The following is a 24,759-nucleotide window of genomic DNA, read 5'->3' on the forward strand; positions in this document are numbered from 1 at the left end:
TCTGAATAGTTCTTTCGTATTAGATGATATAGTCAGAAAGGATGTATTACGCAAATTATCTATATTAAAAATACAATGAGGTAATTGAAAAGGATACTTTTCAGTACGTGTTTTTGGCGTTTGTGGGATTTAACTTGCTGTATATAAAGTTGTTTTTCTTCTGCGTAATTTTTTATAAAGCTAATAAACATCAGTAACAATAGTGTTATTAGTGAGGTGCAAAATATAAAAATGCGCTCTTGAACTTTTATTTTTATTAAGCTATGGACCCGACAAAATAATGGAAAGACTATTTTAGGTTTGAACGATTCAGCGGTGTAAAAACTATAATTTTGGTGAATGTAATGGATGGGTTTCAATAACTAAACAATAAGGGCCAGCCTCATGATGAGAGACTGGCTGCTGAGAAGGGATTTATCGACCTGCATTTTTCATAATACGAGCTTTGTCCAACTGCCACTCACGTTCTTTTACATCGGAACGCTTGTCGTGCTGTTTCTTCCCTTTTGCGACGCCAATTTTGACTTTGCACCAGGCATTCTTCCAGTACAGCGAAAGTGCCACGACGGTGTAACCGTCTCGATTCATGCGTCCATATAAGGAGTCAAGTTCGCGTTGGTTTAACAGAAGCTTACGGGTGCGGGTAGGGTCACACACGACGTGCGTTGAGGCAACGGCCATCGGCGTGAAGTTGGCGCCAAACAGGAATGCTTCGCCGTCTTTAAGAATGACATAGCTATCGCCAATATTGGCCTTTCCTGCGCGCAGGGATTTGACTTCCCAGCCTTGCAGTGCGAGTCCAGCCTCGAACTCTTCTTCAATAAAGTATTCGTGTCGTGCGCGCTTGTTGAGCGCGATTGTGGCTGAGCCAGGTTTGTGTGCTTTTTTCTTCGTCATAATGCCGCTCAGTATAGGTAATCTGGAATTGAAAAACACCCCATTTCATCCAGCGGGGCGCAAGGCGCTATCTTAGCACGAGTTGGGCTATAGCGTTTTTTTTAGCGGGGGATAAATGGTATTATTTGCACGATTGATATTGATGGAAATTGTTATGCCTCAGATTAGCCGGACCGCTTTAGTACCTTACAGTGCGGAACAGATGTATCAGTTAGTGAATGATGTTAAATCCTATCCTCAGTTTTTACCGGGTTGCACCGGAAGCCGTGTCCTGGAGTCGACTCCGGGGCAGATGACAGCGGCTGTGGATGTTTCTAAAGCAGGGATTAGCAAAACGTTCACCACGCGTAATCAACTGACCAGTAACCAGAGCATCCTTATGCATCTGGTCGATGGACCGTTCAAAAAACTCATTGGCGGCTGGAAGTTTACGCCGCTGAGCCAGGAAGCGTGTCGCATTGAGTTTCATCTTGATTTTGAGTTCACGAATAAACTGATCGAACTGGCATTTGGCCGTATCTTCAAAGAGCTGGCGTCGAATATGGTGCAGGCCTTCACGGTTCGCGCAAAAGAGGTTTACAGTGTCAGTGTCGGCTAAGATTGTCGTTGAAGTCGCGTACGCGCTACCGGAGAAACAGTATCTACAGCGCGTGACGTTGCAGCAGGGCGCAACCGTCGAAGAAGCGATTCGCGCTTCGGGATTGCTGGAACTACGTACTGATATCGATCTCAGCAAAAATAAGGTGGGCATCTACAGCCGTCCGGTGAAGCTTGCTGATGTCGTACATGATGGCGATCGGGTGGAAATCTATCGACCGTTGATTGCTGACCCGAAAGAGCTGCGCAGGCAGCGAGCAGAGAAACCTGCTAAAAAATAACAAACATTAAAAAAGGTGCTCATTGAGCACCTTTTTTTGATCTCTCAAACCTACTGTTTGTCGGTCAGGGCAGGTTTGTTATCAATGTTGGTCAATACACCACTGCTGTTAAAGGTCAGCGTCAGCGTTTGCTGCGTCACGCCTTCATGCCCTGGCTGCTGACGGAACACATAAAACCAGGTGTTGGTGCCAAAAGGATCGGACATCATTGGTGTACCCAGAGCATAAGCAACCTGTTGTTGCGTCATACCCGTACGTACTTTAGCGACATCAGTAGGTGTCAGATAATTTCCCTGGTTGATGTCAGGGCGGTAAACCACTCGCTCCAGAGTGGAACAGCCTGCGGTCAACATCAGTAGTACTGCTGCAGCAGCAGTCAGCGTTTTACAGCGCATAGTGATTTGATTCCTTTTCGGGCCCGAGCAGTACGCGGCTCATATGTAATATGCCGATGATAATAGACCTTTCACCACTTTAAAACCTTTTGGTGTCAGGTCAGTCGGCGATTTTATGTTGAACTCAGACCTTAGCAAGGTAAAAAAGTTTATGCTGCCAGCAGTTCTTTTGCATTCGCGAGGGTATTACGCGTTACTTCGCTACCGCCAAGTAAGCGAGCGAGCTCCCGTAGCCGTGCGCGTTTATCAAGCGCCTGCATATGTGTTTCAGTCATTGCGCCGTCCGTTTCCTTGCTGACATAGAAATGCTGATGACCGCAACCCGCAACCTGCGGCAAGTGGGTGACGCACATCACCTGGGTTGATTCACCCAACTGGCGCAGTAGCTTACCCACAACCGCTGCCGTCGGACCACTGATACCAACGTCAACTTCATCGAAAATCAGCGCAGGAGTTTCCATTTTACGCGCGGTAATCACCTGAATGGCCAGTGCGATACGCGACAGTTCCCCACCAGAAGCGACTTTCGCAATCGGCTGCAACGGTTGGCCCGGGTTCGTGGTGACTTTGAACTCAATGCGATCGGCTCCGTCCATGCTCAGATGGTGTTCATCAAACTTCACATCGATGCAAAAGAGACCGTGCGGCATTGAGAGTGCATGCATACTTTCAGTGATGAGTTGCCCCAATTCCTGAGCGTAATGCTGGCGCTGGCGGTGCAATATTTTTGCCGTTTCCAGCGCCTGCTGGTGGTGCGTGTTTACCGCCAGGGCTAAAGTTTCGAGCGAGTCAGCCTGATCGTCAAGCTGCTGTTGCTCATCAAGCAGGGACTGGTAAAACTGTGGCAATGCTTCAGGGGCGACGTGATGCTTACGCGCCAGCGAGATTTGCTTAGAAATTCGCTGTTCAAGCTCGAACAAACGGTTAGGGTCTAAATCCAGGCGATCGCAATAGTGTCGCAGTTCGTCGCTGGCTTCGCTGAGCTGAATAGTCGCTTCTTCCAGCATGTCCAGAATGCCGGAGAGCTTGCCGTCCATGCCCGCCAGTTCGCTGACCAGCTGTTTGGCTGTGTATAACTGGCTTTGCAGGTTAATGTCTTCGCCATCGGCCATGATAGCCAGCGCTTGCTGGCTGGTGGTGAGCAACTGCCCGCTGTTAGCCAGACGCTTGTACTCTTCATCAATTTGCTCAAACTCGCCCGCCTGGGGGTTGAATTCGTTCAGCTCTTTTAACTGATATTGCAACAGTTCCGCCCGGGCAGCGCGTTCCTGGCTTTGTTGCTGATGATGGGCCAGATCACGGCAGCTCTGATGCCATAGCTGGTAGCGTGCGGACATTTCCTGAATCAGGGACGCTTCATTAGCGTAACCATCAAGCAGGGACTTTTGGTGTTCCGATTTTGTCAGGAGCTGATGCGCGTGCTGGCCATGGATTTGAATAAGCAACTGACCCAGTTCGCGAAGCTGTGACAGGGGAACGGCAGTGCCATTGATAAAGCCGCGGGAGCGTCCGTCGCTGCTGATTACGCGGCGTAACAAACACTCACGGCCATCTTCAAGCTGGTTCTCTTCCAGCCAGCGTAGCGCCGCAGGGGTATCTTTTAAAGAGAAACGCGCACACAGATCGGCGCGAGTGGCATCTGTACGCACCATGTCGGCATCCGCCCGCCCGCCCAGACACAACCCGAGAGCATCAATGGCAATGGATTTACCCGCACCGGTCTCGCCAGTGATGACGGTCATTCCGCTTTGGAAATCGATCTCCAGTTCACGAACGATAGCAAAATTGCTGATGGTCAGTTGTGCCAACATAGTTGTTTTCCTGTATGAAAAACCATAGCTGTGATTACATACAGTATAAACTGGTTTTTTATACAGTAAAGAGGTTGGCGTTAAATTAGAATAATTTTTTTGACCAGCCTAACTTAGTGCTTAATGTGTTGAAATAGCTGTAATCTTTGGGGTGAATCAGATTCAGGTGATAATCACAGCGACGGATCAATACGTCTTCGCCTTCCTGTATAGGTAAGGCAATCTGACTGTCGCAGCTGATCTCCAGGTCATTACGGCGGTGCGAGAAACGCAGGCGAATCGTGCTGTTGCTGTTAATCACCAGCGGGCGCGCGGAGAGCGTATGTGGGAACATCGGTACCAGCGTAATGGCATCCAGGGAAGGGGTGAGAATGGGGCCTCCGGCAGACAGCGAGTAGGCGGTAGACCCGGTTGGTGTGGAGATAATCAGTCCGTCTGAACGCTGAGAGAAGGCAAAAATTTCATCGATATAGACTTCAAATTCAATCATGTGCGCAACTTTGCCCGGGTGCAACACCACTTCATTGATTGCAGTGCTGATGCGCTTCTGGCAGTCCTGCTGGCAGACCTGTGCTTCAAGTAGAAAACGCTTTTCGCTGATATAATGACCTTCCAGTACATCTGCCAATTGCTGTTGGGCATTGTCCGGGTCAAGATCGGTCAGAAAACCGAGGTTGCCGCGGTTAATCCCGATGACCTTGATGTCGTAACGCGCAAGCGTGCGTGCGGCCCCAAGCATATTGCCGTCACCACCGACAACCACCGCGAGGTCCGCCTGTTGACCAATCTCTGCCAGCGTACCGGTCTGCACATTTTTCAGTTGGAGCTCATGGGCGATTTGTTGCTCCACGATAACCTCGTAACCTTTCGTGCATAACCAGCGGTAGAGCATTTCATGTGTCGTCAGTGCAGTAGGGTGACGTGGATGCCCCACAATGCCAATACACTTGAAATGTTTGTTCATTTTCTCGAGGTCCTTGTAACGAAGATTGGTGACAATGTGAGTACTTCCCTTGAATCCCTGAATCTGATCCCCATAATAAGCCAAGTTAGCGAGATGAATGCGAAAAAACGCGGAGAAATTCATGAGTAGTAAAGAACAGAAAACGCCTGAGGGGCAAGCCCCGGAAGAAATTATCATGGATCAGCACGAAGAAGTTGAGGCGGTTGAATCAGACGCTTCTGCTGAGCAGGTGGATCCGCGCGATGAAAAGATTGCGAATCTGGAGGCTCAGCTTGCAGAAGCTGAAACGCGCGAGCGTGACAGCGTGTTGCGTATCAAAGCGGAAATGGAAAACCTGCGTCGTCGTACTGAACTGGACGTAGAAAAAGCGCATAAGTTCGCGCTGGAAAAATTCGTCAACGAACTGCTGCCGGTGCTGGATAGCCTGGACCGCGCGCTGGAAGTGGCGAACAAAGATAATGACGCGATGGCGGCGATGGTTGAAGGTATTGAACTGACCCGTAAGTCGATGCTGGATGTCGTGGTGAAGTTTGGCGTGCAAGTGGTTGCGGATATCGATGTGCCGATGGACCCGAACGTGCATCAGGCGATTGCCATGGTTGAGTCTGATGAAGTTGCTGCCGGTAACGTACTGATGGTAATGCAGAAAGGCTATACCCTGAACGGACGTACCATTCGCGCGGCGATGGTTTCCGTCGCGAAAGCTAAAAGCTAATCAGCTTCAGACCGGGTAGTGCTGAGGCGTTACCCGGTCTGGAATCCTCACTGGTCAGATACGCTCTCGCGAAGCGGTTTGACCGGCAATACCTGCACCTGCTTAATCATATTGTCCTGTACGTCGAGAATATCGATATCGTACTGACCAATGCGCACTCGTGTGCCGGCAACGGGGATCTCTTCCAGTGCTTCGAGGATAATACCGTTTACCGTTCGCGCATCATCTTCCGGCAAATGCCAGTTAAAAGCCTTATTGATTTCACGAACGTTGGCACTGCCATCAATAATCACTGAGCCGTCATTCTGCGGCGTGACTTCTTCGGCAAGCGTCGGGGACATTGACGTGGTGAAGTCACCGACAATCTCCTCCAGAATATCTTCAACGGTGACCAACCCCTGAATATCGCCATATTCATTGACCACCAGGCCGACCTTCTTCTTATTACGCTGAAATTTGATCAACTGAGTGCTGAGCGGGGTGCCTTCCGGGACAAAGTAGATCTCGTCGGCGGCGCGTAGCATAGTCTCTTTGGTGAACTCTTTTTTCTCGGCCATGAGTCGCCAGGCTTCACGGACGCGTAGCATGCTAATAGCATCATCCAGTGAGTCGCGGTACAGCACGATACGCCCGTGCGGGGAGTGCGAAAGTTGGCGGACGATTGATTTCCAGTCATCGTTAATATCGATACCGATGATTTCGTTACGCGGGATCATAATGTCATCGACGCTGACTTTTTCCAGGTCCAGCACGGACAGGAGCATATCCTGGTTACGGCGAGAGATTTGCGAGCGCGACTCATTCACCAGCGTTCGTAGTTCATCTTTACTCAGCGAACCGCTCACCACGATATCCGTTTTGATGCCCATCATACGCATCAGCAGACGCGTGATGGTATTCAGTAACCAGACAAGCGGCATCATCAGTATTTGCAGTGGCGCTAACAACACGCTGCTGGGATAGGCCACCTTTTCTGGATACAGCGCGGCAATGGTTTTGGGCAATACTTCAGCAAATACCAGCACCACAAAGGTCAGCACCCCGGTGGCGATTGCTACGCCCGCATCGCCATACAGACGCATCCCGACAATGGTTCCGAGCGCTGAGGCCAGTATATTCACCAGGTTGTTGCCAATGAGGACCAGGCTTATCAGACGGTCGGGCTTACGAAGTAATTTCTCAACGCGTTTTGCCTGACGATTTCCCTGTTTTGCGCGGTGTCGCAGACGGTAGCGGTTCAGGGTCATCATTCCGGTTTCGGAACCGGAAAAATAGGCGGAAATAACCACCATGATGAGAAGCGTAACAATAAGCGTGGTGGTGGAGATGTGTTCCACGTAGGTTCCTTAAAAGACTTAACTCACAAACTGCTGCAAGATGCGGCTGCCGAAATAGGCCAGCGTCAGAATGCCTGCACCTGCGACGTTAAACCAGACGACACGACGTCCGCGCCAGCCTTCATGGTAATGTCCCCACAGCAGAACGATATAGACAAACCATGCCACGATAGACAGAACGGCTTTATCAATATTTTCTGTGCTGAACAGGTTGTGCATATAAAACAGGCCAGTACATAGCGTCAGCGTCAGCAGAACCACGCCTATCTGGGTGATATGAAACATTTTGCGCTCAATGCTCATCAATGGCGGCATTTCATTGTTGAACGCCAGTCTTTTATTTTTGAGCTGATAATCGATCCATGCCAGTTGCAGCGCATACAGCGCGGCAATGATTAAGGTGGCATAGGATAAGAGCGAGAGCCCGATGTGAATCATCATGCCCGGTGTGGCTTCAAGGTGGGTGATGTATTCGTTGGGCATAAACGTAGCGCATGCCAGATTGATTAATGCAAAGGCATACACGATCGGCAGCAATAGCCAGCCGCGGTTGCGTGAGGCCACAATGGTCATGACGGTACAGATCATCAGGCTAACCAGAGAACCGACGTTCAGCAGGCTCAGGTTTTGTCCGCTTTCACCACCTGGCAGAATACGTGCTTCCAGGGCAAACGCGTGACAGACCAGCGCGATAACCGCAGAAAGAATAGCCATACGCCGCCAGCCGCTGTTTTTTTGCAGCAGGGCGGGAACGATCAGCGCAAGGCTGACGGAATAGGCGACAAGGGCTAACAGAGCAAAAACGGGCATATGGGTGTCGACAGTTGGCCAAGAATAAAGAAAAGCAGTATAGCGTTACGTGACCGCTGCTCCAACCGTTGCATAACAACAAAGGCGGCTTCATGTTATACTGCGACAAATTTCTGTTGATGCGTCGCTGTTGCGACCGACCGTTTCCACCCCAGGCGAGAGACAATGTTTGATAATTTAACCGATCGTTTGTCGCGCACGCTGCGCAATATCAGTGGCCGTGGACGCCTTACTGAAGACAACGTTAAAGAGACGCTGCGCGAAGTGCGCATGGCGCTGCTGGAGGCTGACGTTGCGCTGCCGGTAGTGCGTGAGTTTATCAATCGCGTAAAAGAAAAAGCGGTTGGTCACGAAGTTAACAAGAGCCTGACTCCGGGTCAGGAGTTCGTCAAAATCGTTCGTAGCGAACTGGTTTCGGCGATGGGCGAAGAGAACCAGACGCTAAACCTAGCGGCACAGCCACCGGCCGTGGTACTGATGGCGGGCCTGCAGGGTGCGGGTAAAACCACCAGCGTCGGTAAGCTGGGTAAATTCCTGCGCGAGAAGCACAAGAAGAAAGTGCTGGTGGTCTCTGCCGACGTCTATCGCCCGGCGGCGATCAAACAGTTGGAAACGTTGGCCGAACAGGTCGGTGTGGACTTCTTCCCTTCTGACGTCGGTCAGAAGCCGATTGATATCGTTAATGCCGCGCTGAAAGAAGCTAAGCTCAAATTCTACGACGTGCTACTGGTGGATACCGCCGGTCGTCTGCACGTTGATGAAGCGATGATGGACGAAATCAAACAGGTCCACGCGTCTATCAATCCGGTAGAAACGCTGTTTGTTGTCGATGCCATGACCGGTCAGGATGCTGCGAATACTGCGAAAGCGTTTAACGAAGCACTGCCGCTGACCGGTGTGGTACTGACTAAAGTCGACGGTGACGCCCGTGGCGGTGCGGCATTGTCTATTCGTCATATCACCGGTAAGCCGATTAAATTCCTCGGTGTTGGTGAGAAGACGGAAGCGCTGGAGCCGTTCCACCCGGACAGGATTGCCTCACGTATTCTCGGCATGGGTGACGTGCTGTCGCTGATCGAAGATATCGAAAGCAAAGTTGACCGCGCACAGGCAGAGAAATTAGCCAGCAAGCTGAAAAAAGGCGATGGCTTTGATCTGAACGACTTCCTTGAACAGCTTAAGCAGATGAAAAACATGGGCGGCATGGCCAGCCTGATGGGCAAGCTGCCGGGCATGGGTCAGATCCCTGACAACGTGAAATCGCAGATGGACGATAAAGTGCTGGTGCGTATGGAAGCCATCATCAACTCGATGACGATGAAAGAACGCGCTAAGCCGGAAATCATCAAAGGTTCTCGCAAACGCCGTATCGCACTGGGCTGCGGGATGCAGGTACAGGACGTTAACCGTCTTCTGAAACAGTTCGACGACATGCAGCGCATGATGAAGAAAATGAAGAAGGGCGGGATGGCGAAGATGATGCGGAATATGAAGGGCATGATGCCGCCTGGCTTCCCTGGGCGCTAATTTTCCCGGCCTGGCTCACTGGCTATTTCGGCACCGGGGTGTGCTCGCCATCCTCACGTACTGCGTGTACGCTGCGGTGGCTGCGCGCACGCCGGCACCGAACTCGCTGCGCCGCCGACGGCCTTCTACGGCAGAGTTATTAACTGTTGATTGCTTTTTTCTCAGAAATCAGTAAAATTTTCGGGCTTTTAATATGACACCGGGTCCCTTCCCTCGATGGGGCCCGGTGTTTTATTCACACAAGAGGATGTTATGGTTACTATTCGTTTAGCTCGTCACGGCGCTAAAAAGCGTCCGTTCTACCAGGTTGTTGTTACCGACAGCCGTAATGCACGCAACGGTCGCTTCATCGAGCGCGTTGGCTTCTTTAACCCAATCGCTAGCGAAAAAGAAGAAGGCACTCGCCTGGATCTGGATCGCATCGCTCACTGGGTTGGCCAGGGCGCGACTATTTCTGATCGCGTAGCTACGCTGATCAAAGCAGCAAACAAAGCAGCTTAATCTGTCACGGTGGTCATGATGAGCAAGCAACTCGCCGCACAGGCACCCGTGGAACCCATTGTTTTGGGGAAAATGGGGTCTTCTTACGGTATCCGTGGTTGGCTCAGAGTGTTTTCTTCCACTGAAGACGCCGAAAGCATTTTTGACTATCAGCCCTGGTTTATCCAGAAGGCGGGTCAGTGGCAGCAAGTACAGCTGGAAAGCTGGAAGCACCACAATCAGGATCTGATCATCAAGCTGAAAGGCGTTGACGATCGTGATTCGGCGAATCTACTGACTAATTGTGAAATTGTCGTGGACTCCTCGCAGTTGCCTGCGCTGGAAGAGGGTACCTACTACTGGAAAGACCTTATGGGCTGCCAGGTAGTGACCACTGAAGGCTACGATCTCGGAAAAGTCGTCGATATGATGGAAACCGGATCGAATGACGTGATCGTCATTAAGGCAAACCTGAAAGATGCGTTTGGTATCAAGGAACGTTTAGTACCGTTCCTCGATGGGCAGGTTATCAAGAAAGTCGATCTCGCTACTCGTACTATCGAAGTAGATTGGGATCCTGGTTTTTAAACCACCGGATAAACGGTAAAAGTCGGCGTTATGGGGATTGGCTTGTGTTTATAGGTATCGTTAGCCTGTTTCCAGAAATGTTCCGTGCAATTACCGATTACGGGGTAACTGGCCGGGCAGTAAAAAATGGCCTGCTGAACATCCAGAGCTGGAGTCCTCGTGACTTTACGCATGACCGGCACCGTACCGTGGACGATCGTCCTTACGGCGGCGGACCGGGGATGTTAATGATGGTGCAACCTTTACGGGATGCCATTCATGCAGCAAAAGCTGCGGCTGGTGAAGGCGCAAAGGTGATTTATCTGTCACCTCAGGGACGCAAGCTTGATCAAGCGGGCGTTAGCGAACTGGCAACGAATCAAAAGTTGATTCTGGTGTGCGGTCGCTATGAAGGAATAGATGAGCGCGTGATTCAAACCGAAATTGATGAAGAATGGTCAATCGGCGATTACGTTCTCAGCGGTGGTGAGTTACCGGCAATGACGCTGATCGACTCCGTTTCCCGGTTTATTCCGGGCGTACTGGGTCATGAAGCATCAGCAATCGAAGATTCGTTTGCTGACGGGTTGCTGGACTGTCCACACTATACCCGACCTGAAGTGTTAGAACAGATGGAGGTACCGGCGGTATTACTGTCGGGAAACCACGCTGAGATACGTCGCTGGCGTTTGAAGCAGTCGCTGGGCCGGACCTGGCTTAGAAGACCTGAACTTCTGGAAAACCTGGCTCTGACTGAAGAGCAAGCAAGGTTGCTGGCGGAGTTCAAAAAGGAACACGCACAACAGCAACATAAACATGATGGGCAGGCGTAAGCCCCCAATATCAGTTTACCCAGGATAAGAGATTAAATTATGAGCAACATTATTAAGCAACTTGAACAAGAACAGATGAAGCAGGACGTACCTTCCTTCCGTCCGGGTGATACCGTGGAAGTGAAAGTATGGGTTGTTGAAGGTTCCAAAAAACGTCTGCAGGCATTCGAGGGCGTGGTTATCGCTATTCGTAACCGCGGTCTGCACTCTGCATTCACTGTTCGTAAAATTTCCAACGGCGAAGGCGTTGAGCGTGTCTTCCAGACTCACTCTCCGGTAGTTGACAGCATTGCTGTTAAACGTCGTGGTGCTGTTCGTAAAGCTAAACTGTACTACCTGCGTGAGCGTACTGGTAAGTCTGCTCGTATCAAAGAGCGTCTTAACTAAGATATCGCTCAGGCGACATCCTGATAGAAGGGGCTGGCCATTTGGCTGGCCCCTTTTTTTATACTGACAGAACGCCTTGCCAGCGGTTAGCCGGGTAATTGATTTCGGGGCGTTGAAGGCTTAACGGGAAAGAGATTGTTGCGTTAGTGGCGAGGTGTTGAGTCGTGTGAGGCGGGGGCGTTCGACATTGCAATCGACTGACTGCGCGAGTTCAGTACGTCGTATTCTCTGTTAGCGCAGCCAGTCTGGCCATGATTAAGGTGTACTGATGACTACCGCAACGCGGCGGTTTTCGGCACGGCCTTTTGAAGTTTGGTTGCTGGCAAGCGGGTATTTCTTCCCGAGCCCTTGGGTTGTCAGGTTAGTACGTGGAATATTGGCACCCTGAGCCCAGGCGTCTGCAACCACATTGGCGCGTTTGAGCGACAGAGCTTCGTTGTAACTGTCCTCACCATAGTTATCGGTGTGACCATCCAGACGAGCATGGTTTAACCCGGTCGCAGCCAGTTTGGACGCCATTTCCTGGATTTGCTTTTCACTTTCAGGGCGGAGTTTATAGTCGTTTTTGTCAAACAGGATGGTGTCAGACAAACCCAGAGACCAGTCTCCTGAAGCTTCAGTGAATCCGTACGATTTCATCGCTGCAATTTGCTCTGGGGTAAATTTCCCCTGAGGTGCCTGACAGCCTGCCAGAATCAGCATGATGAGAATGAACGGGGATAATAAACGTTTTAGCATGTGTGTAATTCCTTATTTTTTAATAATGCGTTGAGAACGCAAATTTTTAGCCTGATACATATTGTGATCGGCAAGTTCTTGTAATTTCTCGGCAGAGGCATGTTCCCACGTCAGCGCAAAACCAATACTGAGTGTCATGCTTGCCAGATGACCGTTATGCAGGTCAAAAGGTCGAGTAAACTCTTGCGACAACGCCGCGCAGATACGTTGAACTTCGTATTCAGAATGGACGCTGTAAAGCACCATGGCAAATTCATCGCCGCCAAGTCGGTATGGGTGATGCCGATTACCACCAAATTCGGCCAGCCTTTTTGCGACTTCAATCAGGACACGATCGCCCGCAGCGTGTCCCCAGGTATCATTAATAAATTTAAAATTATCGCCATCAAGGAATAACAACGCAGAGCTGCTGTGGGCCGCGTCGTCGTTCATCAGTGCATTAATACTGCTACGAAATGCGGCACGGTTAGCGAGACCGGTCAAAGGGTCATGTAGCGCGGTACGCAACAGTTGGGCATTCTTTGCCTGCAGACGTAGTTGCCACTCTTCCATCTCATCCAGCAGGCTATTAAAGTCCTGCGCAAACAGATGAAATTCTTCAATCCGCTCTTCAGATACGCGCCGCGAGAAATTACGATTGGTACGAACATCATGTACCACCTCAGTAATATTTTGCAGGGCGTCCACGACACCATTGTGTAAATAACGAGTAAGCATTAATGCAATACCCGATGCCAGTAAAATGCATCCGGTAAGAACGGCCAGCGACAAATAAATGAAATGGCTAATAACGCTGTCGCGGGCAATCAGACGTACCTCACCAATAACGTCGCCATTGTGCAGAATGGGCTGAGTTACCGGTTGCGGGAACAGCCAGTGTCTGATAATGCTACTGATTTTGTCAGTGGTATCCTGCGCGTCATAGCGCCAGGTGGCGATCACTTTCTGCTTTTGATTGCGGACTTCTGCAACTGAAAATTGCCCTTGCTGTCCCAGTGCAGCCAGCGTTTCCGACGCTGCGACGCTATCCGAAAAGACTAATGCTGCTTCGAGCGTGCGGGTCATGGTTGCTGCCGTGAGATCCAGGTTTTTTTGTGCGTATTGCTTCAAAGCCAGCACCGACGAAATGCTAAGCAGCAGCCAAATCAGCGTCATGGTTACCAGTACGCTGACGATGCTGATACGCCGCAGCGTCCGCTTAAACGTTGGGCGTTTTATGGGGGAAGGACCCTTATTCATGCTTTTTATTCCGCGCAAGCATCAATACGTCCGGACTCACCCTTACACCGCTACGTGACAGGGAATCCATATTTACGGAAAATCTCACGTCTTCATCTTTAATTATGAGGCAAAAAGCGCTGCCAATAACGCATTCGGGATTCTGTTCGGCAATTAATAACAATGCCTTAGTAGGATATTTATTCTTTAATTCCGCCTGATATGTAGGGCTTTCTTTTCCAAAATAAAAACCATCACACTGCGCAACTAAAACTTCTTGTTCCGTATGAATGATGACAGGAAGATAGGGTAGTGCTCCTGCTCGGGTATCTTCCAGCACGCTGGAAAAGCGCGAAGAAGAGAATATACACAGTTTTGGTGGCCCTGAAAGTGCTGGCCAGCGTGTATAACTGACGATACCGGAAACCATAGAGCGCACAGATTTTGCCTCTTCCGTAACGCTGTGAGCGTACAGAGGTAATCCGGTCAGAAGCAGTGCCAGTAGAAGTATGAGTCGGTAAGAAAAGCTCATGAATAGGTACCTACCAGCGTTTGCCGTAATGCGTCGATATACATTCAAGATTGTTTGCAACAAAATAACATTAATTTCCCAGGGCGTCATTATTCCTGGAATGAGCATAATGAGAATTTAAGCTAAATCTCATTGATTTATAAAATTCAAGCTCTTGTTTAATTTAACCTTGTTGAGGCCGCACCTTCGTTTGCTCCTTTTTGCCATGCCTCATGTAACCGGTTGACATTGTCTACCGTGTCGCAACTGGCAGGGAAGGTTTTGCCGGTCAATCCTCTCGCGTAAACAAAGTCCTGCTGACAGGTTTTCCTTTGTCCTTCGGCGTACCCTTTAAGATATTGGGCGCGATCGACCTCTGGGTCATTGTAGTTGTCGGCAAGTGTCTCGTTATCTTTAACAACATGGCCTGAAATGGCATCCTGAATCCCGGCATCAAACCAGTCGGTACCTGTCCAGGTAGGGGAAAAAGTATAGGGATCTATCTGACATCCGCTGAGAAATAATACAAATAAGGTACAGATGAGTTGCTTCATTGCTTGTTCTCCCCCGTTTTTTTAAAGCATAGCGGATTCATATATAGAAGGGTGTAAATTTAACCGTACGGTATCTGGCAGTGTTTTTTGCAGTAAAATGGCGTTCTGTAAATAAAAATTTACGGAATGTGGATTGAAATCTTTACCTGTTGTGTTATCGTGATTACCTCCTCGCTGAGGAAAACTATCGCAAACGAGCTAAACAGGATCACCATCATGCAAAAAGACGCGCTGAACAACGTACACATTACCGACGAACAGGTTCTGATGACCCCAGAGCAGCTTAAAGCGGAATTTCCGCTGAGCCTCGCACAGGAGGCGCAAATCGCTCAGTCGCGTAAAACCATTTCAGACATTATCTCTGGGCGCGACCCGCGACTGCTGGTGGTGTGTGGTCCATGCTCGATTCACGATCCTGAAGCGGCTATTGAGTACGCTCGTCGATTTAAAGCCCTTGCCGCAGAGGTCAGCGATAGCCTCTATCTGGTGATGCGCGTCTATTTTGAAAAACCCCGTACCACCGTCGGCTGGAAAGGGTTGATTAACGATCCTCATATGGATGGCTCTTTTGATGTTGAAGCGGGTCTGAAAATTGCGCGTCAGTTGCTGCTTGAATTGGTGAATATGGGGCTACCGCTGGCAACAGAAGCGTTAGATCCAAACAGCCCGCAATACCTGGGCGATCTGTTTAGCTGGTCAGCTATCGGTGCGCGTACCACTGAATCACAGACGCATCGTGAAATGGCTTCAGGTCTTTCCATGCCGGTTGGTTTTAAGAATGGTACAGATGGGAGCCTGGCGACGGCAATTAACGCGATGCGCGCCGCAGCACAATCACACCGCTTTGTGGGTATTAACCAGGCGGGGCAGGTGGCACTGCTGCAAACGCAGGGTAACCCTGATGGTCACGTGATCCTGCGTGGCGGTAAAGCGCCGAACTACAGCCCGGCGGATGTCGCCCAGTGCGAAAAAGAGATGGAGCAGGCAGGACTACGACCTTCTCTGATGGTAGATTGCAGTCATGGTAATTCCAATAAAGATTACCGTCGCCAGCCAGCCGTGGCTGAATCTGTGATTGCCCAAATCAAAGATGGCAATCGCTCAATCATCGGCTTGATGATTGAAAGTAATATTCACGAAGGCAACCAGTCCTCCGAACAGCCGCGTAGCGAAATGAAATACGGCGTCTCCGTAACTGATGCCTGCATTAGCTGGGAAATGACGGATGCGCTACTGCGTGAAATTAGTCAAGATTTAAACGGCCAGCTGACGGCGCGTGTAGCATAAGAGGTTGGTATGGTTGCTGAATTGACCGCATTACGCGATCAAATTGATGAAGTTGATAAGGCGTTGCTGGATTTACTGGCGCGCCGTCTGGAGCTGGTTGCCGAAGTCGGTGAAGTCAAAAGCCGCTTTGGGCTGCCGATCTACGTACCCGAGCGGGAAGCCTCGATGTTGGCTTCCCGCCGCGCAGAAGCTGAAGCGCTGGGGGTGCCGCCAGACCTGATCGAAGATGTATTGCGTCGGGTTATGCGCGAGTCTTATTCCAGTGAGAATGACAAAGGCTTTAAGACGCTTTGTCCTTCTTTGCGTCCGGTGGTGATCGTCGGTGGTGGCGGACAGATGGGGCGGCTGTTCGAGAAGATGCTGACGCTGTCTGGCTATCAGGTGCGGATCCTGGAACAGCAGGACTGGGATCGCGCCACTGAGATCGTCGCCGATGCGGGCATGGTGATTGTCAGCGTGCCGATCCACGTTACCGAACAGGTAATCGCGAAATTACCGCGTCTACCGTCTGACTGTATTCTGGTCGATCTGGCCTCGGTGAAAAATGGTCCTCTGCAGGCGATGCTGGCGGCACACGACGGTCCGGTTGTGGGGTTACACCCGATGTTTGGTCCGGACAGCGGCAGCCTGGCAAAACAGGTCGTGGTGTGGTGTGATGGGCGGCAGCCGGAAGCCTATCAGTGGTTCCTTGAGCAGATTCAGGTTTGGGGCGCGAGATTGCATCGGATTAGCGCCGTTGAGCACGACCAGAATATGGCGTTCATTCAGGCGTTACGCCACTTTGCGACATTTGCTTACGGGCTGCATTTAGCGGAGGAGAATGTGCAACTGGAGCAGTTGCTGGCTCTTTCTTCACCTATTTACCGTCTTGAACTGGCGATGGTTGGCCGTCTGTTTGCCCAGGACCCTCAGCTCTATGCCGATATTATTATGTCGTCAGAGAGTAATCTTGCGCTCATCAAACGTTATTACCAACGTTTTGGCGAAGCGATTGGTTTGCTGGAGCAGGGGGATAAGCAGGCTTTTATCGACAGTTTCCGTAAGGTGGAACACTGGTTTGGCGACTATGCGCAGCGCTTCCAGAGTGAAAGCCGCACCCTGTTGCGTCAGGCTAACGATAGCCGTCAATAAGCAAGATGCCTGATGGCGGCTTCACCTTATCCGGCCTACAAAAATCGCCTGAATTGTAGGCCGGATAAGGTGAAGCCGCCATCCGGCATTGTCAGGTTAGCTCGGGTCGACCGGCACCACGTTTTCACTCGGATAACATCCCAATACTTTCATTGAACGCGTAATCTCCCCCAACTCCTTCAGGGCTTTTTGCATCTGGGGTGATTCCAGGTTGGCCTGGATATCGAGATAAAACATCTCTTCCCATGGATTACCGTGAATCGGACGTGATTCAAGCTTGGTCATAATCAGATTATGGTTACGTAGTACCAGCAGCGCTTCAACCAGCGCACCTGCCTGTTGTCCTGTCGCCATCAGCAACGTTGTTTTCGCTGGAACCTGGTCAGAAACATTGATTGCTTTACGTGCCAGAACCACGAAGCGGGTAATGTTTTGCGTCTGGTTAGCTTCAATATGCTCAAGTACCTGCAGGCCATGCAGTACACCACCGGCTTCGCTCCCCAGGGCTGCTACGCGTGGTGAGTTAGCCTGGGCGACCTTTTCCATCGCAGCTGAAGTGCTTTCAGTGTATTCAATCTTCCAGTGCGGGTAGCGGTTCAGGAACTTGCTGCACTGCTGGAACGGTTGCGGGTGGCTGTATACCGTGTCGATGCTCTCCAAATCGGTTGTGCCCGACACCAGTACGCAATGGTCGATAGTAATCGTCATCTCTCCGACGATAGAGAGGCTGGTGTGTTGCAACAGATCGTAAACGTCGTTAATCGCACCGGAACTGGTGTTTTCAATAGGCACTACCGCGTAGTCAGCCTGTCCGGTTTCAACCTGATTAAAGATATCGGCAAATTTCGCGCAGCCGCTTTCAATAAACTGCTCAAAATGACGTGCGGCATACTGACGTGCTGCAAGGTGTGAGTAAGACCCTTTTGGTCCCAGGAAGGCAACACGAGCGGAATGCGGGTTGATCTTATTCAGATGCTGCTGAAGGAGCGCCTGCTGGGTCAGGACGGAGTCTTCGATAATAAGCTGGAACAGGCGCGTGATGTAGTGGGCATCGAGGTGATGCGCTTTACCAAGCTGAATTAAACGGTCGAGCAGGTCGCGTTCCCGATCAATATCGCGTACCGGGCGATGAGACAGCAACTTGGCTTTGCCAACTTCTACCGCCAGACCACGTCGTTCTGCCAGCAGAGCCAGTAATTTTTCATCCAGCGAGCTGATCTTTTCTCGCAGCGCCAGTAATGGGTTTTCCGATGTCATAGTGTTGCCTTTCTTGTTATCAATAAAAAAGGCCCCCCGGTGTGGGAGGCCTTATTGTTCGTCTTCGCATTCTTTATCACACGACGAAACGCCTCCCATTCAGGGGAAGGTAAAAAAGAATGCGAAGAAGAACGGGACAAGTTTCATGTAATTTTCCTTTGGCTACGTCAGTAAAGTACCCGTACTGTTTTCACCCTGTCAACAAAAAACGCGCCCGAAGGCGCGTTGGCGATACACTCAATGTAAGGGACTACTCTTCTTCTGCTTCGACGAAGTTGGCGTCTTTTACTGAAGTTGTTGCACGACGGGCTTCGCCTTTGTGCTGCACTTTATTGAGCTGCCGTTCCAGCTTGTTGATCAAATCGTTAATGGCGGTGTACATATCCTCGTGTTTTGCGCTGGCGACCAGATGTCCATTCGGGGTGTTGATGGTGGCATCAGCAATGAAACCCTGTGGCTCCTTAGACAGAATGATATGTGGATTAATCAGATGAGTTTGCCATTTTTCTAGTTTGGCGAGACGGTCTGCGACATGCTGGCGAATTGCCGGAGTAATTTCCATTTGTTTACTGGTAATGTTCATTGTCATAAATTTTACCTCTTGTCTTTCCCGTCTTGGTGATTCCAGCATACCGTTCCCAATGTCAAAATGTGTGATTTAGATCACATTGTTTTGTCGCTTTTTGTCAAGAAAACCTTTTTGTGAGGCACCGCAGGAACAGGCGATTTTTTACTTGAGGAATACCTGAAAGCAGGCCATATTTGATAGGATGCGTCGCAGCTAAACCGCTTCAGTTGTGGCGTTAACGGATAAAAAAACGGCAGCCCAAAGGCTGCCGTTGTGCATTCTGAGGTCAATCAGGTGTTGCTGCTGTTAGCGGCAATGATTTTCGCTACTTTTTCTGCCTGGGCATTCATCTGCATTTGGCGATAAGCGTTTTCCATCAACGGCAGGGCATCACGCGTTGCCTGGGTATCCGGATAGTCACGCAGCATACCTTCCACACGGTTCACAACTGCAACCCATGCGCCACGGGCGGTATAGTACTCAGCAACAGAGTATTCATACTTCGCCAGACGATCTTTCAGGAACACCAGACGCTTCGTGGCATCGGTTGTGTACTGGCTGTTCGGATAACCACGTACCAGTTTGGAAAAGTCATTAAACGCAGCTCGGGCATGCTGTGGATCGCGATCGCTACGATCGACGCCAAAGAATCCTTGCAGCGCGCTATCGTCCAGCGCCATATTGGTCAGGCCACGCATGTACATGACATAATCAATGTTCGGGTGAGTCGGGTTCAGACGAATAAAACGATCGATGGCAGCCTGAGCAAGTGGCAGATCGGCGTTTTTGTAGTAGGCGTAGATGAGATCTAATTGCACCTGCTGAGAATACGGTCCAAATGGATAACGGTTATCCAACGCTTCCAATTGCGTTATTGCCTGTTTCCAGTTACCGTCCTGCAGCTTTTGCTGAGCAGTCGCGTAGATTTCATTTGGCGGATTATCGGGCACCTCTTCCTTTGAACCAGAGCAACCCGCCAAAAACAGGCTCAACGTGGCTGCTGCCACCAGATATTTCATGCGCGTCATGACGTTTTGACTTTCCTCAAAATGTAATACGGGAGATTCTCTGTTCCTGCTCCCGGTTAAGACCAGCTACAATAGCACACTATATTAAACGGCAAAGCCGTAAAACCCAACGTTAAACGAAGAAGCAGTTTATGGCACAACGAGTAGAACTCACCGCAACAGTCTCCGAAAATCAGCTTGGTCAACGCTTAGATCAGGCTTTGGCCGAATTGTTCCCTGATTATTCGCGATCGCGCATAAAAGAATGGATCCTCGACCAGCGCGTACTGGTAAATGGCAATCTTTGCGATAAGCCGAAAGAAAAAGTGTTAGGTGGAGAGCGTGTCTCCATCAATGCTGAAATTGATGAAGAGGTTCGTTTTGAAGCTCAGGATATCCCGCTGGATATCGTTTATGAAGATGACGACATTCTTGTCATCAACAAACCACGTGATCTGGTGGTACATCCGGGCGCGGGCAATCCTGATGGTACGGTTTTGAATGCGTTGCTGCATTACTACCCGCCAATTGCGGATGTCCCACGAGCCGGTATTGTGCACCGTCTGGATAAAGACACAACCGGACTTATGGTTGTGGCAAAAACGGTCCCGGCGCAAACGCGCCTGGTCGAGTCATTGCAGCTGCGCGAAATCACTCGCGAGTATGAAGCTGTGGCGATTGGCCATATGACCGCGGGCGGTACGGTCGAAGAACCGATCAGCCGTCATCCCACCAAACGTACGCATATGTCAGTGCATCCAATGGGGAAACCTGCGGTAACGCACTATCGCATTATGGAGCATTTCCGTGTGCACACGCGTCTGCGGTTGCGTCTGGAAACCGGACGTACGCACCAGATCCGCGTGCACATGGCGCATATCACCCATCCGCTGGTGGGCGATCAGGTCTACGGTGGTCGTCCGCGCCCACCGAAAGGCGCTTCTGACGAGTTTATCTCCGTGCTGCGTAAGTTTGACCGTCAGGCGCTGCACGCGACCATGTTGCGTTTGTATCACCCGATTTCCGGTATTGAGATGGAATGGCATGCGCCGATTCCGCAAGATATGGTGGAGCTTATCGAAGTGATGCGCGCTGATTTCGAAGAGCATAAGGATGATGTTGCCTGGCTATGAGTAAGCTAATTGTCCCGCAGTGGCCGATACCTCAGGGTGTCGCGGCCTGTAGTTCTACCCGCATTGGCGGCGTCAGTCTGTCGCCTTATGATTCGCTGAACCTGGGTGCCCATTGTGGCGATAACCCGGAGCATGTGGAAGAGAACCGCAAGCGGCTGTTTGCTGCGGGCAATCTGCCTTCGAAACCCGTCTGGCTTGAACAGGTACACGGTAAAGACGTCCTGAAATTAAGCGGCGGGCCATACTTATCTAAACGTGCAGATGCGTCCTACAGCAATACACCAGGCACCGTATGTGCGGTGATGACGGCGGACTGTCTGCCGGTGCTGTTTTGTAATCGTGCTGGAACAGAAGTGGCGGCGGCCCATGCGGGCTGGCGCGGGTTATGTGAAGGTGTGCTGGAAGAAACGGTGGCGTGCTTTGCCGATAAACCGGAAAACATTATTGCCTGGTTAGGGCCGGCGATTGGTCCGATCGCGTTTGAGGTAGGTGCAGAAGTTCGCACCGCGTTTATGGCAAAAGATCCGCACGCTGACAGTGCATTTGTGCCGCGTGGTGAAAAATATCTGGCGGATATCTATCAGCTTGCACGTCAACGTCTGGCAAATGTGGGGGTTGAGAACGTCCACGGTGGCGATCATTGCACCTTCAGCGAAAGTGAGACGTTCTTCTCTTATCGTCGCGACAATACCACGGGTCGTATGGCAAGTTTTATTTGGCTGATATAACCTAAAGAATCAAGACGATCCGGTACGTGTAATTTTCTTTTCACATAATTCAGGTCATTCACCTTGAATAATTGAGGGATGACCTCATTTAATCTCCAGTAGCAATTTTGACCTGTTATGGGAGGAGTTATGCGTCTGGATCGTCTTACCAATAAATTCCAGCTTGCTCTTGCCGATGCCCAGTCACTCGCACTGGGGCACGACAACCAATTTATCGAACCACTCCATCTAATGAGCGCCTTGCTGAATCAGGAAGGGGGATCGGTTCGTCCTTTGTTAACGTCCGCCGGCATTAATGCTGGCCAGTTACGTACAGCCATTGACCAGGCATTGAGCCGTTTACCACAGGTAGAAGGTACCGGTGGTGATGTTCAGCCTTCTCAGGATCTGGTGCGTGTACTGAATCTTTGCGACAAGCTGGCGCAAAAACGTGGAGACAATTTCATTTCGTCAGAACTGTTCGTTCTGGCGGCGCTTGAGTCGCGCGGTACGCTGACCGATTTATTAAAATCAGCAGGAGCGACAACCGCCAATATCACTCAGGCAATTGAACAAATGCGTGGAGGTGAAAGCGTGAATGACCAGGGGGCTGAAGACCAACGTCAGGCCTTGAAAAAATATACCGTCGACCTGACCGAACGCGCCGAACAAGGCAAGCTCGATCCGGTTATCGGTCGTGATGAAGAAATTCGCCGCACTATTCAGGTGCTGCAACGTCGTACTAAAAACAACCCGGTTTTGATCGGTGAGCCAGGTGTTGGTAAAACCGCTATCGTCGAAGGGCTGGCACAGCGAATCATTAACGGTGAAGTTCCTGAAGGGTTAAAAGGTCGTCGCGTGCTGGCGCTGGATATGGGCGCGCTGGTGGCCGGGGCGAAGTATCGCGGTGAGTTTGAAGAACGTTTAAAAGGTGTGCTCAACGATCTCTCGAAACAGGAAGGCAACGTCATTCTGTTTATCGATGAGTTGCATACTATGGTCGGCGCAGGTAAAGCCGATGGCGCGATGGACGCCGGGAACATGCTGAAACCGGCGCTGGCGCGCGGGGAGCTGCACTGCGTAGGGGCCACCACGCTTGATGAATATCGCCAGTACATCGAAAAAGATGCGGCGCTGGAACGTCGTTTCCAGAAAGTGTTTGTGGCTGAGCCATCAGTAGAAGACACCATCGCCATTTTGCGTGGTCTGAAAGAGCGTTACGAGCTGCACCACCATGTGCAGATTACTGACCCGGCGATTGTTGCGGCAGCCACGCTGTCTCACCGCTACATTGCTGACCGTCAGTTGCCGGATAAAGCTATCGACCTTATCGATGAAGCAGCGTCCAGCATCCGTATGCAGATTGACTCCAAGCCGGAGGAACTCGACAGACTCGACCGCCGCATTATCCAGCTCAAGCTGGAACAGCAGGCGTTAATGAAAGAGTCTGATGAGGCAAGTAAAAAACGTCTTGATATGCTTAATGAAGAACTGGACGACAAAGAGCGCCAGTATTCAGAGTTAGAAGAAGAGTGGAAAGCTGAAAAAGCGTCCCTCTCTGGAACGCAAACCATCAAGGCAGAGCTGGAACAGGCAAAAATTGCTATCGAACAGGCGCGTCGCGTCGGTGATCTGGCGCGCATGTCTGAACTGCAGTACGGCAAAATTCCGGAACTGGAAAAACAGCTGGAAGCAGCAACCCAGTCTGAAGGTAAAACTATGCGTCTGCTGCGTAATAAAGTGACGGATGCAGAAATCGCCGAGGTGCTGGCGCGCTGGACCGGTATCCCGGTGGCCCGTATGTTGGAAGGCGAGCGGGAAAAATTGTTGCGGATGGAACAGGATCTGCACAGCCGCGTGATTGGTCAGAACGAAGCGGTAGAAGCGGTATCTAACGCCATCCGTCGTAGCCGTGCAGGATTGTCCGATCCGAATCGTCCGATTGGTTCCTTCTTGTTCCTGGGGCCAACCGGTGTCGGTAAAACCGAGCTGTGCAAAGCACTGGCGAACTTTATGTTCGACAGTGACGATGCGATGGTGCGTATCGATATGTCCGAGTTTATGGAGAAACACTCTGTATCTCGCCTGGTCGGTGCGCCTCCGGGATATGTCGGTTATGAAGAAGGTGGGTACCTGACGGAAGCGGTACGTCGTCGCCCTTATTCGGTCATCCTGCTGGATGAAGTAGAAAAAGCGCATCCGGATGTCTTCAACATTCTGCTGCAGGTGCTTGACGATGGTCGATTAACTGACGGGCAGGGGAGAACGGTCGATTTCCGTAATACGGTTGTCATCATGACCTCGAACCTGGGCTCTGATCTGATTCAGGAGCGTTTCGGCGAGCTGGATTACAGCCATATGAAAGATATGGTGCTGGGTGTAGTGAGCCAGAACTTCCGCCCGGAATTCATCAACCGTATAGATGAGGTTGTTGTATTCCATCCGTTGGGTGAGAAACACATTGCTTCTATTGCTCAGATCCAACTGCAGCGTCTGTACAAACGTCTGGAAGAGCGTGGTTATGAAATCCACATCTCTGACGAAGCGCTTAAATTGCTGAGTGTGAATGGTTATGATCCTGTATACGGTGCACGTCCATTGAAACGTGCTATCCAGCAGCAGATCGAAAACCCACTGGCACAGCAAATCTTGTCTGGTGAGCTGATTCCAGGCAAAACGATTCGTCTGGAAGTGAATGATGATCGTATTGTGGCAGTGCAGTAAGTCACAAAACCTAAATAAACGGGCCCTGCGGGGCTCGTTTTTGTTTGAAAACCAGGCAAAAATAGCTTCATTGTCTGAAAAGTAATCGCTTGATAAGTTTTTTGTATTTTTAACTTGTCAGTCTGAAATAACTCCCTATAATGCGCCTCCACTGACACGGAACAACGGACTACAAGCCGCCGGGTCAGCGGGGTTCCACTGAGAACTCCGGCGAAGAAAGCGAAATTAAATGCTTGACTTCGTAGCGGGATGGCGTAATATGCACACCCCGCGCCGCTGAGAAAAAGCGAAGCGGCACTGCTCTTTAACAATTTATCAGACAA

General features: G+C 50.6%; 27 protein-coding genes and 1 other annotated feature. Of the genes, 13 read left to right on the forward strand and 14 right to left on the reverse strand.

Annotation, left to right across the window (positions count from 1 at the left end):
- Positions 1 to 414 precede the first annotated feature (414 nt).
- Positions 415 to 897 (reverse strand): SsrA-binding protein SmpB, encoded by a 483-nt coding sequence (smpB, locus tag RYZ59_RS07375; RefSeq protein ID WP_003031211.1) that lies wholly within the window; start codon positions 895 to 897, stop codon positions 415 to 417.
- A gap of 154 nt (positions 898 to 1,051) precedes the next feature.
- Between smpB and ratA the strand changes: the two genes are divergently transcribed.
- Entirely contained in the window at positions 1,052 to 1,495 is a 444-nt protein-coding gene (ratA, locus tag RYZ59_RS07380; protein ID WP_040234063.1) for a type II toxin-antitoxin system toxin RatA, read from the forward strand.
- Complete coding sequence (locus RYZ59_RS07385) at positions 1,485 to 1,775, forward strand: RnfH family protein (protein ID WP_318045857.1); 291 nt, start codon at positions 1,485 to 1,487, stop codon at positions 1,773 to 1,775. Before ratA ends, RYZ59_RS07385 begins: the two co-directional genes overlap by 11 nt.
- Before the next feature lie 50 nt (positions 1,776 to 1,825).
- Here the strand turns inward: RYZ59_RS07385 and bamE are convergent, their stop codons facing one another.
- The 3 genes from bamE to nadK form a co-directional block, all read right to left on the reverse strand.
- Positions 1,826 to 2,170: an outer membrane protein assembly factor BamE gene (gene bamE / locus RYZ59_RS07390; RefSeq protein ID WP_137383494.1), complete on the reverse strand. Its 345-nt coding sequence runs from the start codon at positions 2,168 to 2,170 to the stop codon at positions 1,826 to 1,828.
- A gap of 149 nt (positions 2,171 to 2,319) precedes the next feature.
- Positions 2,320 to 3,981: a DNA repair protein RecN gene (gene recN, locus RYZ59_RS07395; RefSeq protein ID WP_318045859.1), complete on the reverse strand. Its 1,662-nt coding sequence runs from the start codon at positions 3,979 to 3,981 to the stop codon at positions 2,320 to 2,322.
- A gap of 85 nt (positions 3,982 to 4,066) precedes the next feature.
- Positions 4,067 to 4,945: an NAD(+) kinase gene (gene nadK / locus RYZ59_RS07400; protein ID WP_137383492.1), complete on the reverse strand. Its 879-nt coding sequence runs from the start codon at positions 4,943 to 4,945 to the stop codon at positions 4,067 to 4,069.
- A 121-nt stretch (positions 4,946 to 5,066) separates the two neighbouring features.
- Here nadK and grpE point away from each other — a divergent pair, with 121 nt between their 5' ends.
- A complete protein-coding gene (grpE, locus tag RYZ59_RS07405; RefSeq protein ID WP_318045861.1) occupies positions 5,067 to 5,660 on the forward strand; it encodes a nucleotide exchange factor GrpE in 594 nt (197 codons plus the stop codon).
- A gap of 47 nt (positions 5,661 to 5,707) precedes the next feature.
- Here grpE and RYZ59_RS07410 read toward each other — a convergent pair whose 3' ends face one another.
- Together RYZ59_RS07410 and RYZ59_RS07415 are read right to left on the reverse strand one after the other, a co-directional pair.
- Positions 5,708 to 6,997, reverse strand: a complete 1,290-nt coding sequence (locus tag RYZ59_RS07410; RefSeq protein ID WP_005130434.1) for an HlyC/CorC family transporter — start codon at positions 6,995 to 6,997, stop codon at positions 5,708 to 5,710.
- An 18-nt stretch (positions 6,998 to 7,015) separates the two neighbouring features.
- Complete coding sequence (locus RYZ59_RS07415) at positions 7,016 to 7,807, reverse strand: inner membrane protein YpjD (RefSeq protein WP_137383491.1); 792 nt, start codon at positions 7,805 to 7,807, stop codon at positions 7,016 to 7,018.
- Positions 7,808 to 7,972: 165 nt separating this feature from the next.
- On the opposite strand from RYZ59_RS07415, the gene ffh reads away from it, so the two are divergent.
- The 5 genes from ffh (at position 7,973) to rplS (ending at position 11,601) form a co-directional block, all read left to right on the forward strand.
- Positions 7,973 to 9,334, forward strand: coding sequence for a signal recognition particle protein (gene ffh, locus RYZ59_RS07420; protein WP_048212938.1), 1,362 nt, complete (start codon positions 7,973 to 7,975; stop codon positions 9,332 to 9,334).
- A gap of 252 nt (positions 9,335 to 9,586) precedes the next feature.
- Complete coding sequence (rpsP, locus tag RYZ59_RS07425) at positions 9,587 to 9,835, forward strand: 30S ribosomal protein S16 (RefSeq protein ID WP_003031228.1); 249 nt, start codon at positions 9,587 to 9,589, stop codon at positions 9,833 to 9,835.
- Positions 9,836 to 9,853: 18 nt separating this feature from the next.
- On the forward strand, positions 9,854 to 10,402 hold the full coding sequence (rimM, locus tag RYZ59_RS07430) for a ribosome maturation factor RimM (protein ID WP_318045883.1): 549 nt from the start codon (positions 9,854 to 9,856) through the stop codon (positions 10,400 to 10,402).
- 44 nt (positions 10,403 to 10,446) lie between these two features.
- Positions 10,447 to 11,214, forward strand: coding sequence for a tRNA (guanosine(37)-N1)-methyltransferase TrmD (gene trmD, locus RYZ59_RS07435; protein WP_003031232.1), 768 nt, complete (start codon positions 10,447 to 10,449; stop codon positions 11,212 to 11,214).
- A 39-nt stretch (positions 11,215 to 11,253) separates the two neighbouring features.
- Positions 11,254 to 11,601 (forward strand): 50S ribosomal protein L19, encoded by a 348-nt coding sequence (gene rplS / locus RYZ59_RS07440; protein ID WP_002914145.1) that lies wholly within the window; start codon positions 11,254 to 11,256, stop codon positions 11,599 to 11,601.
- Between the two features lie 255 nt (positions 11,602 to 11,856).
- On the opposite strand, the gene RYZ59_RS07445 is transcribed toward rplS, so the two are convergent.
- The 4 genes from RYZ59_RS07445 to RYZ59_RS07460 form a co-directional block, all read right to left on the reverse strand.
- On the reverse strand, positions 11,857 to 12,339 hold the full coding sequence (locus RYZ59_RS07445; RefSeq protein WP_005130427.1) for an OmpA family protein: 483 nt from the start codon (positions 12,337 to 12,339) through the stop codon (positions 11,857 to 11,859).
- Between the two features lie 12 nt (positions 12,340 to 12,351).
- Positions 12,352 to 13,578 (reverse strand): diguanylate cyclase DgcN, encoded by a 1,227-nt coding sequence (gene dgcN, locus RYZ59_RS07450; RefSeq protein ID WP_318045867.1) that lies wholly within the window; start codon positions 13,576 to 13,578, stop codon positions 12,352 to 12,354.
- Positions 13,571 to 14,089 carry a YfiR family protein gene (locus tag RYZ59_RS07455; RefSeq protein WP_040234078.1) on the reverse strand — a complete coding sequence of 173 codons (519 nt, stop codon included), beginning with the start codon at positions 14,087 to 14,089 and terminating at the stop codon, positions 13,571 to 13,573. Before RYZ59_RS07455 ends, dgcN begins: the two co-directional genes overlap by 8 nt.
- Positions 14,090 to 14,247: 158 nt before the next feature.
- A complete protein-coding gene (locus tag RYZ59_RS07460; protein ID WP_202038012.1) occupies positions 14,248 to 14,622 on the reverse strand; it encodes a DUF2799 domain-containing protein in 375 nt (124 codons plus the stop codon).
- A gap of 216 nt (positions 14,623 to 14,838) precedes the next feature.
- Here RYZ59_RS07460 and aroF point away from each other — a divergent pair, with 216 nt between their 5' ends.
- Positions 14,839 to 15,909, forward strand: coding sequence for a 3-deoxy-7-phosphoheptulonate synthase AroF (gene aroF, locus RYZ59_RS07465; RefSeq protein ID WP_005130422.1), 1,071 nt, complete (start codon positions 14,839 to 14,841; stop codon positions 15,907 to 15,909).
- A gap of 9 nt (positions 15,910 to 15,918) precedes the next feature.
- A complete protein-coding gene (gene tyrA / locus RYZ59_RS07470; protein WP_137383487.1) occupies positions 15,919 to 17,040 on the forward strand; it encodes a bifunctional chorismate mutase/prephenate dehydrogenase in 1,122 nt (373 codons plus the stop codon).
- 96 nt (positions 17,041 to 17,136) lie between these two features.
- Here tyrA and pheA read toward each other — a convergent pair whose 3' ends face one another.
- The 4 genes from pheA to bamD form a co-directional block, all read right to left on the reverse strand.
- Positions 17,137 to 18,297 carry a bifunctional chorismate mutase/prephenate dehydratase gene (gene pheA, locus RYZ59_RS07475; protein WP_271442427.1) on the reverse strand — a complete coding sequence of 387 codons (1,161 nt, stop codon included), beginning with the start codon at positions 18,295 to 18,297 and terminating at the stop codon, positions 17,137 to 17,139.
- A 22-nt stretch (positions 18,298 to 18,319) separates the two neighbouring features.
- Positions 18,320 to 18,445 (reverse strand) — a sequence feature (Phe leader region).
- On the reverse strand, positions 18,397 to 18,444 hold the full coding sequence (gene pheL, locus RYZ59_RS07480) for a pheA operon leader peptide PheL (RefSeq protein WP_100250063.1): 48 nt from the start codon (positions 18,442 to 18,444) through the stop codon (positions 18,397 to 18,399). It overlaps the preceding feature by 48 nt.
- Positions 18,446 to 18,547: 102 nt before the next feature.
- A complete protein-coding gene (gene raiA, locus RYZ59_RS07485; protein WP_003031244.1) occupies positions 18,548 to 18,886 on the reverse strand; it encodes a ribosome-associated translation inhibitor RaiA in 339 nt (112 codons plus the stop codon).
- A gap of 269 nt (positions 18,887 to 19,155) precedes the next feature.
- The gene (gene bamD / locus RYZ59_RS07490) at positions 19,156 to 19,893 is read right to left on the reverse strand and encodes an outer membrane protein assembly factor BamD (protein WP_005130417.1); all 738 of its coding nucleotides are present in this window, start codon (positions 19,891 to 19,893) and stop codon (positions 19,156 to 19,158) included.
- A gap of 131 nt (positions 19,894 to 20,024) precedes the next feature.
- Here bamD and rluD point away from each other — a divergent pair, with 131 nt between their 5' ends.
- The 3 genes from rluD to clpB all read left to right on the forward strand — a co-directional run bounded on the left by rluD (position 20,025) and on the right by clpB (position 24,436).
- On the forward strand, positions 20,025 to 21,005 hold the full coding sequence (gene rluD, locus RYZ59_RS07495) for a 23S rRNA pseudouridine(1911/1915/1917) synthase RluD (RefSeq protein ID WP_005130415.1): 981 nt from the start codon (positions 20,025 to 20,027) through the stop codon (positions 21,003 to 21,005).
- A complete protein-coding gene (yfiH, locus tag RYZ59_RS07500) occupies positions 21,002 to 21,733 on the forward strand; it encodes a purine nucleoside phosphorylase YfiH (protein ID WP_202038015.1) in 732 nt (243 codons plus the stop codon). Before rluD ends, yfiH begins: the two co-directional genes overlap by 4 nt.
- Before the next feature lie 129 nt (positions 21,734 to 21,862).
- Positions 21,863 to 24,436 carry an ATP-dependent chaperone ClpB gene (gene clpB / locus RYZ59_RS07505; RefSeq protein WP_202038016.1) on the forward strand — a complete coding sequence of 858 codons (2,574 nt, stop codon included), beginning with the start codon at positions 21,863 to 21,865 and terminating at the stop codon, positions 24,434 to 24,436.
- The last annotated feature ends 323 nt before the right edge of the window (positions 24,437 to 24,759 follow it).

Origin of the sequence: Citrobacter sp. HN-141 (assembly GCF_033341895.1) — a bacterium.
Taxonomy (GTDB): domain Bacteria; phylum Pseudomonadota; class Gammaproteobacteria; order Enterobacterales; family Enterobacteriaceae; genus Citrobacter.

Bases quoted from the DNA above. Each gene is read 5' to 3' on its own strand.
- smpB (WP_003031211.1), bottom strand. From the start codon at position 897: ATGACGAAGAAAAAAGCACACAAACCTGGCTCAGCCACAATCGCGCTC.
- ratA (WP_040234063.1), top strand. From the start codon at position 1,052: ATGCCTCAGATTAGCCGGACCGCTTTAGTACCTTACAGTGCGGAACAG.
- bamE (WP_137383494.1), bottom strand. From the start codon at position 2,170: ATGCGCTGTAAAACGCTGACTGCTGCTGCAGCAGTACTACTGATGTTG.
- recN (WP_318045859.1), bottom strand. From the start codon at position 3,981: ATGTTGGCACAACTGACCATCAGCAATTTTGCTATCGTTCGTGAACTG.
- nadK (WP_137383492.1), bottom strand. From the start codon at position 4,945: ATGAACAAACATTTCAAGTGTATTGGCATTGTGGGGCATCCACGTCAC.
- grpE (WP_318045861.1), top strand. From the start codon at position 5,067: ATGAGTAGTAAAGAACAGAAAACGCCTGAGGGGCAAGCCCCGGAAGAA.
- RYZ59_RS07415 (WP_137383491.1), bottom strand. From the start codon at position 7,807: ATGCCCGTTTTTGCTCTGTTAGCCCTTGTCGCCTATTCCGTCAGCCTT.
- ffh (WP_048212938.1), top strand. From the start codon at position 7,973: ATGTTTGATAATTTAACCGATCGTTTGTCGCGCACGCTGCGCAATATC.
- rpsP (WP_003031228.1), top strand. From the start codon at position 9,587: ATGGTTACTATTCGTTTAGCTCGTCACGGCGCTAAAAAGCGTCCGTTC.
- rimM (WP_318045883.1), top strand. From the start codon at position 9,854: ATGAGCAAGCAACTCGCCGCACAGGCACCCGTGGAACCCATTGTTTTG.
- rplS (WP_002914145.1), top strand. From the start codon at position 11,254: ATGAGCAACATTATTAAGCAACTTGAACAAGAACAGATGAAGCAGGAC.
- RYZ59_RS07445 (WP_005130427.1), bottom strand. From the start codon at position 12,339: ATGCTAAAACGTTTATTATCCCCGTTCATTCTCATCATGCTGATTCTG.
- dgcN (WP_318045867.1), bottom strand. From the start codon at position 13,578: ATGAATAAGGGTCCTTCCCCCATAAAACGCCCAACGTTTAAGCGGACG.
- RYZ59_RS07455 (WP_040234078.1), bottom strand. From the start codon at position 14,089: ATGAGCTTTTCTTACCGACTCATACTTCTACTGGCACTGCTTCTGACC.
- RYZ59_RS07460 (WP_202038012.1), bottom strand. From the start codon at position 14,622: ATGAAGCAACTCATCTGTACCTTATTTGTATTATTTCTCAGCGGATGT.
- aroF (WP_005130422.1), top strand. From the start codon at position 14,839: ATGCAAAAAGACGCGCTGAACAACGTACACATTACCGACGAACAGGTT.
- tyrA (WP_137383487.1), top strand. From the start codon at position 15,919: ATGGTTGCTGAATTGACCGCATTACGCGATCAAATTGATGAAGTTGAT.
- pheA (WP_271442427.1), bottom strand. From the start codon at position 18,297: ATGACATCGGAAAACCCATTACTGGCGCTGCGAGAAAAGATCAGCTCG.
- raiA (WP_003031244.1), bottom strand. From the start codon at position 18,886: ATGACAATGAACATTACCAGTAAACAAATGGAAATTACTCCGGCAATT.
- bamD (WP_005130417.1), bottom strand. From the start codon at position 19,893: ATGACGCGCATGAAATATCTGGTGGCAGCAGCCACGTTGAGCCTGTTT.
- rluD (WP_005130415.1), top strand. From the start codon at position 20,025: ATGGCACAACGAGTAGAACTCACCGCAACAGTCTCCGAAAATCAGCTT.
- yfiH (WP_202038015.1), top strand. From the start codon at position 21,002: ATGAGTAAGCTAATTGTCCCGCAGTGGCCGATACCTCAGGGTGTCGCG.
- clpB (WP_202038016.1), top strand. From the start codon at position 21,863: ATGCGTCTGGATCGTCTTACCAATAAATTCCAGCTTGCTCTTGCCGAT.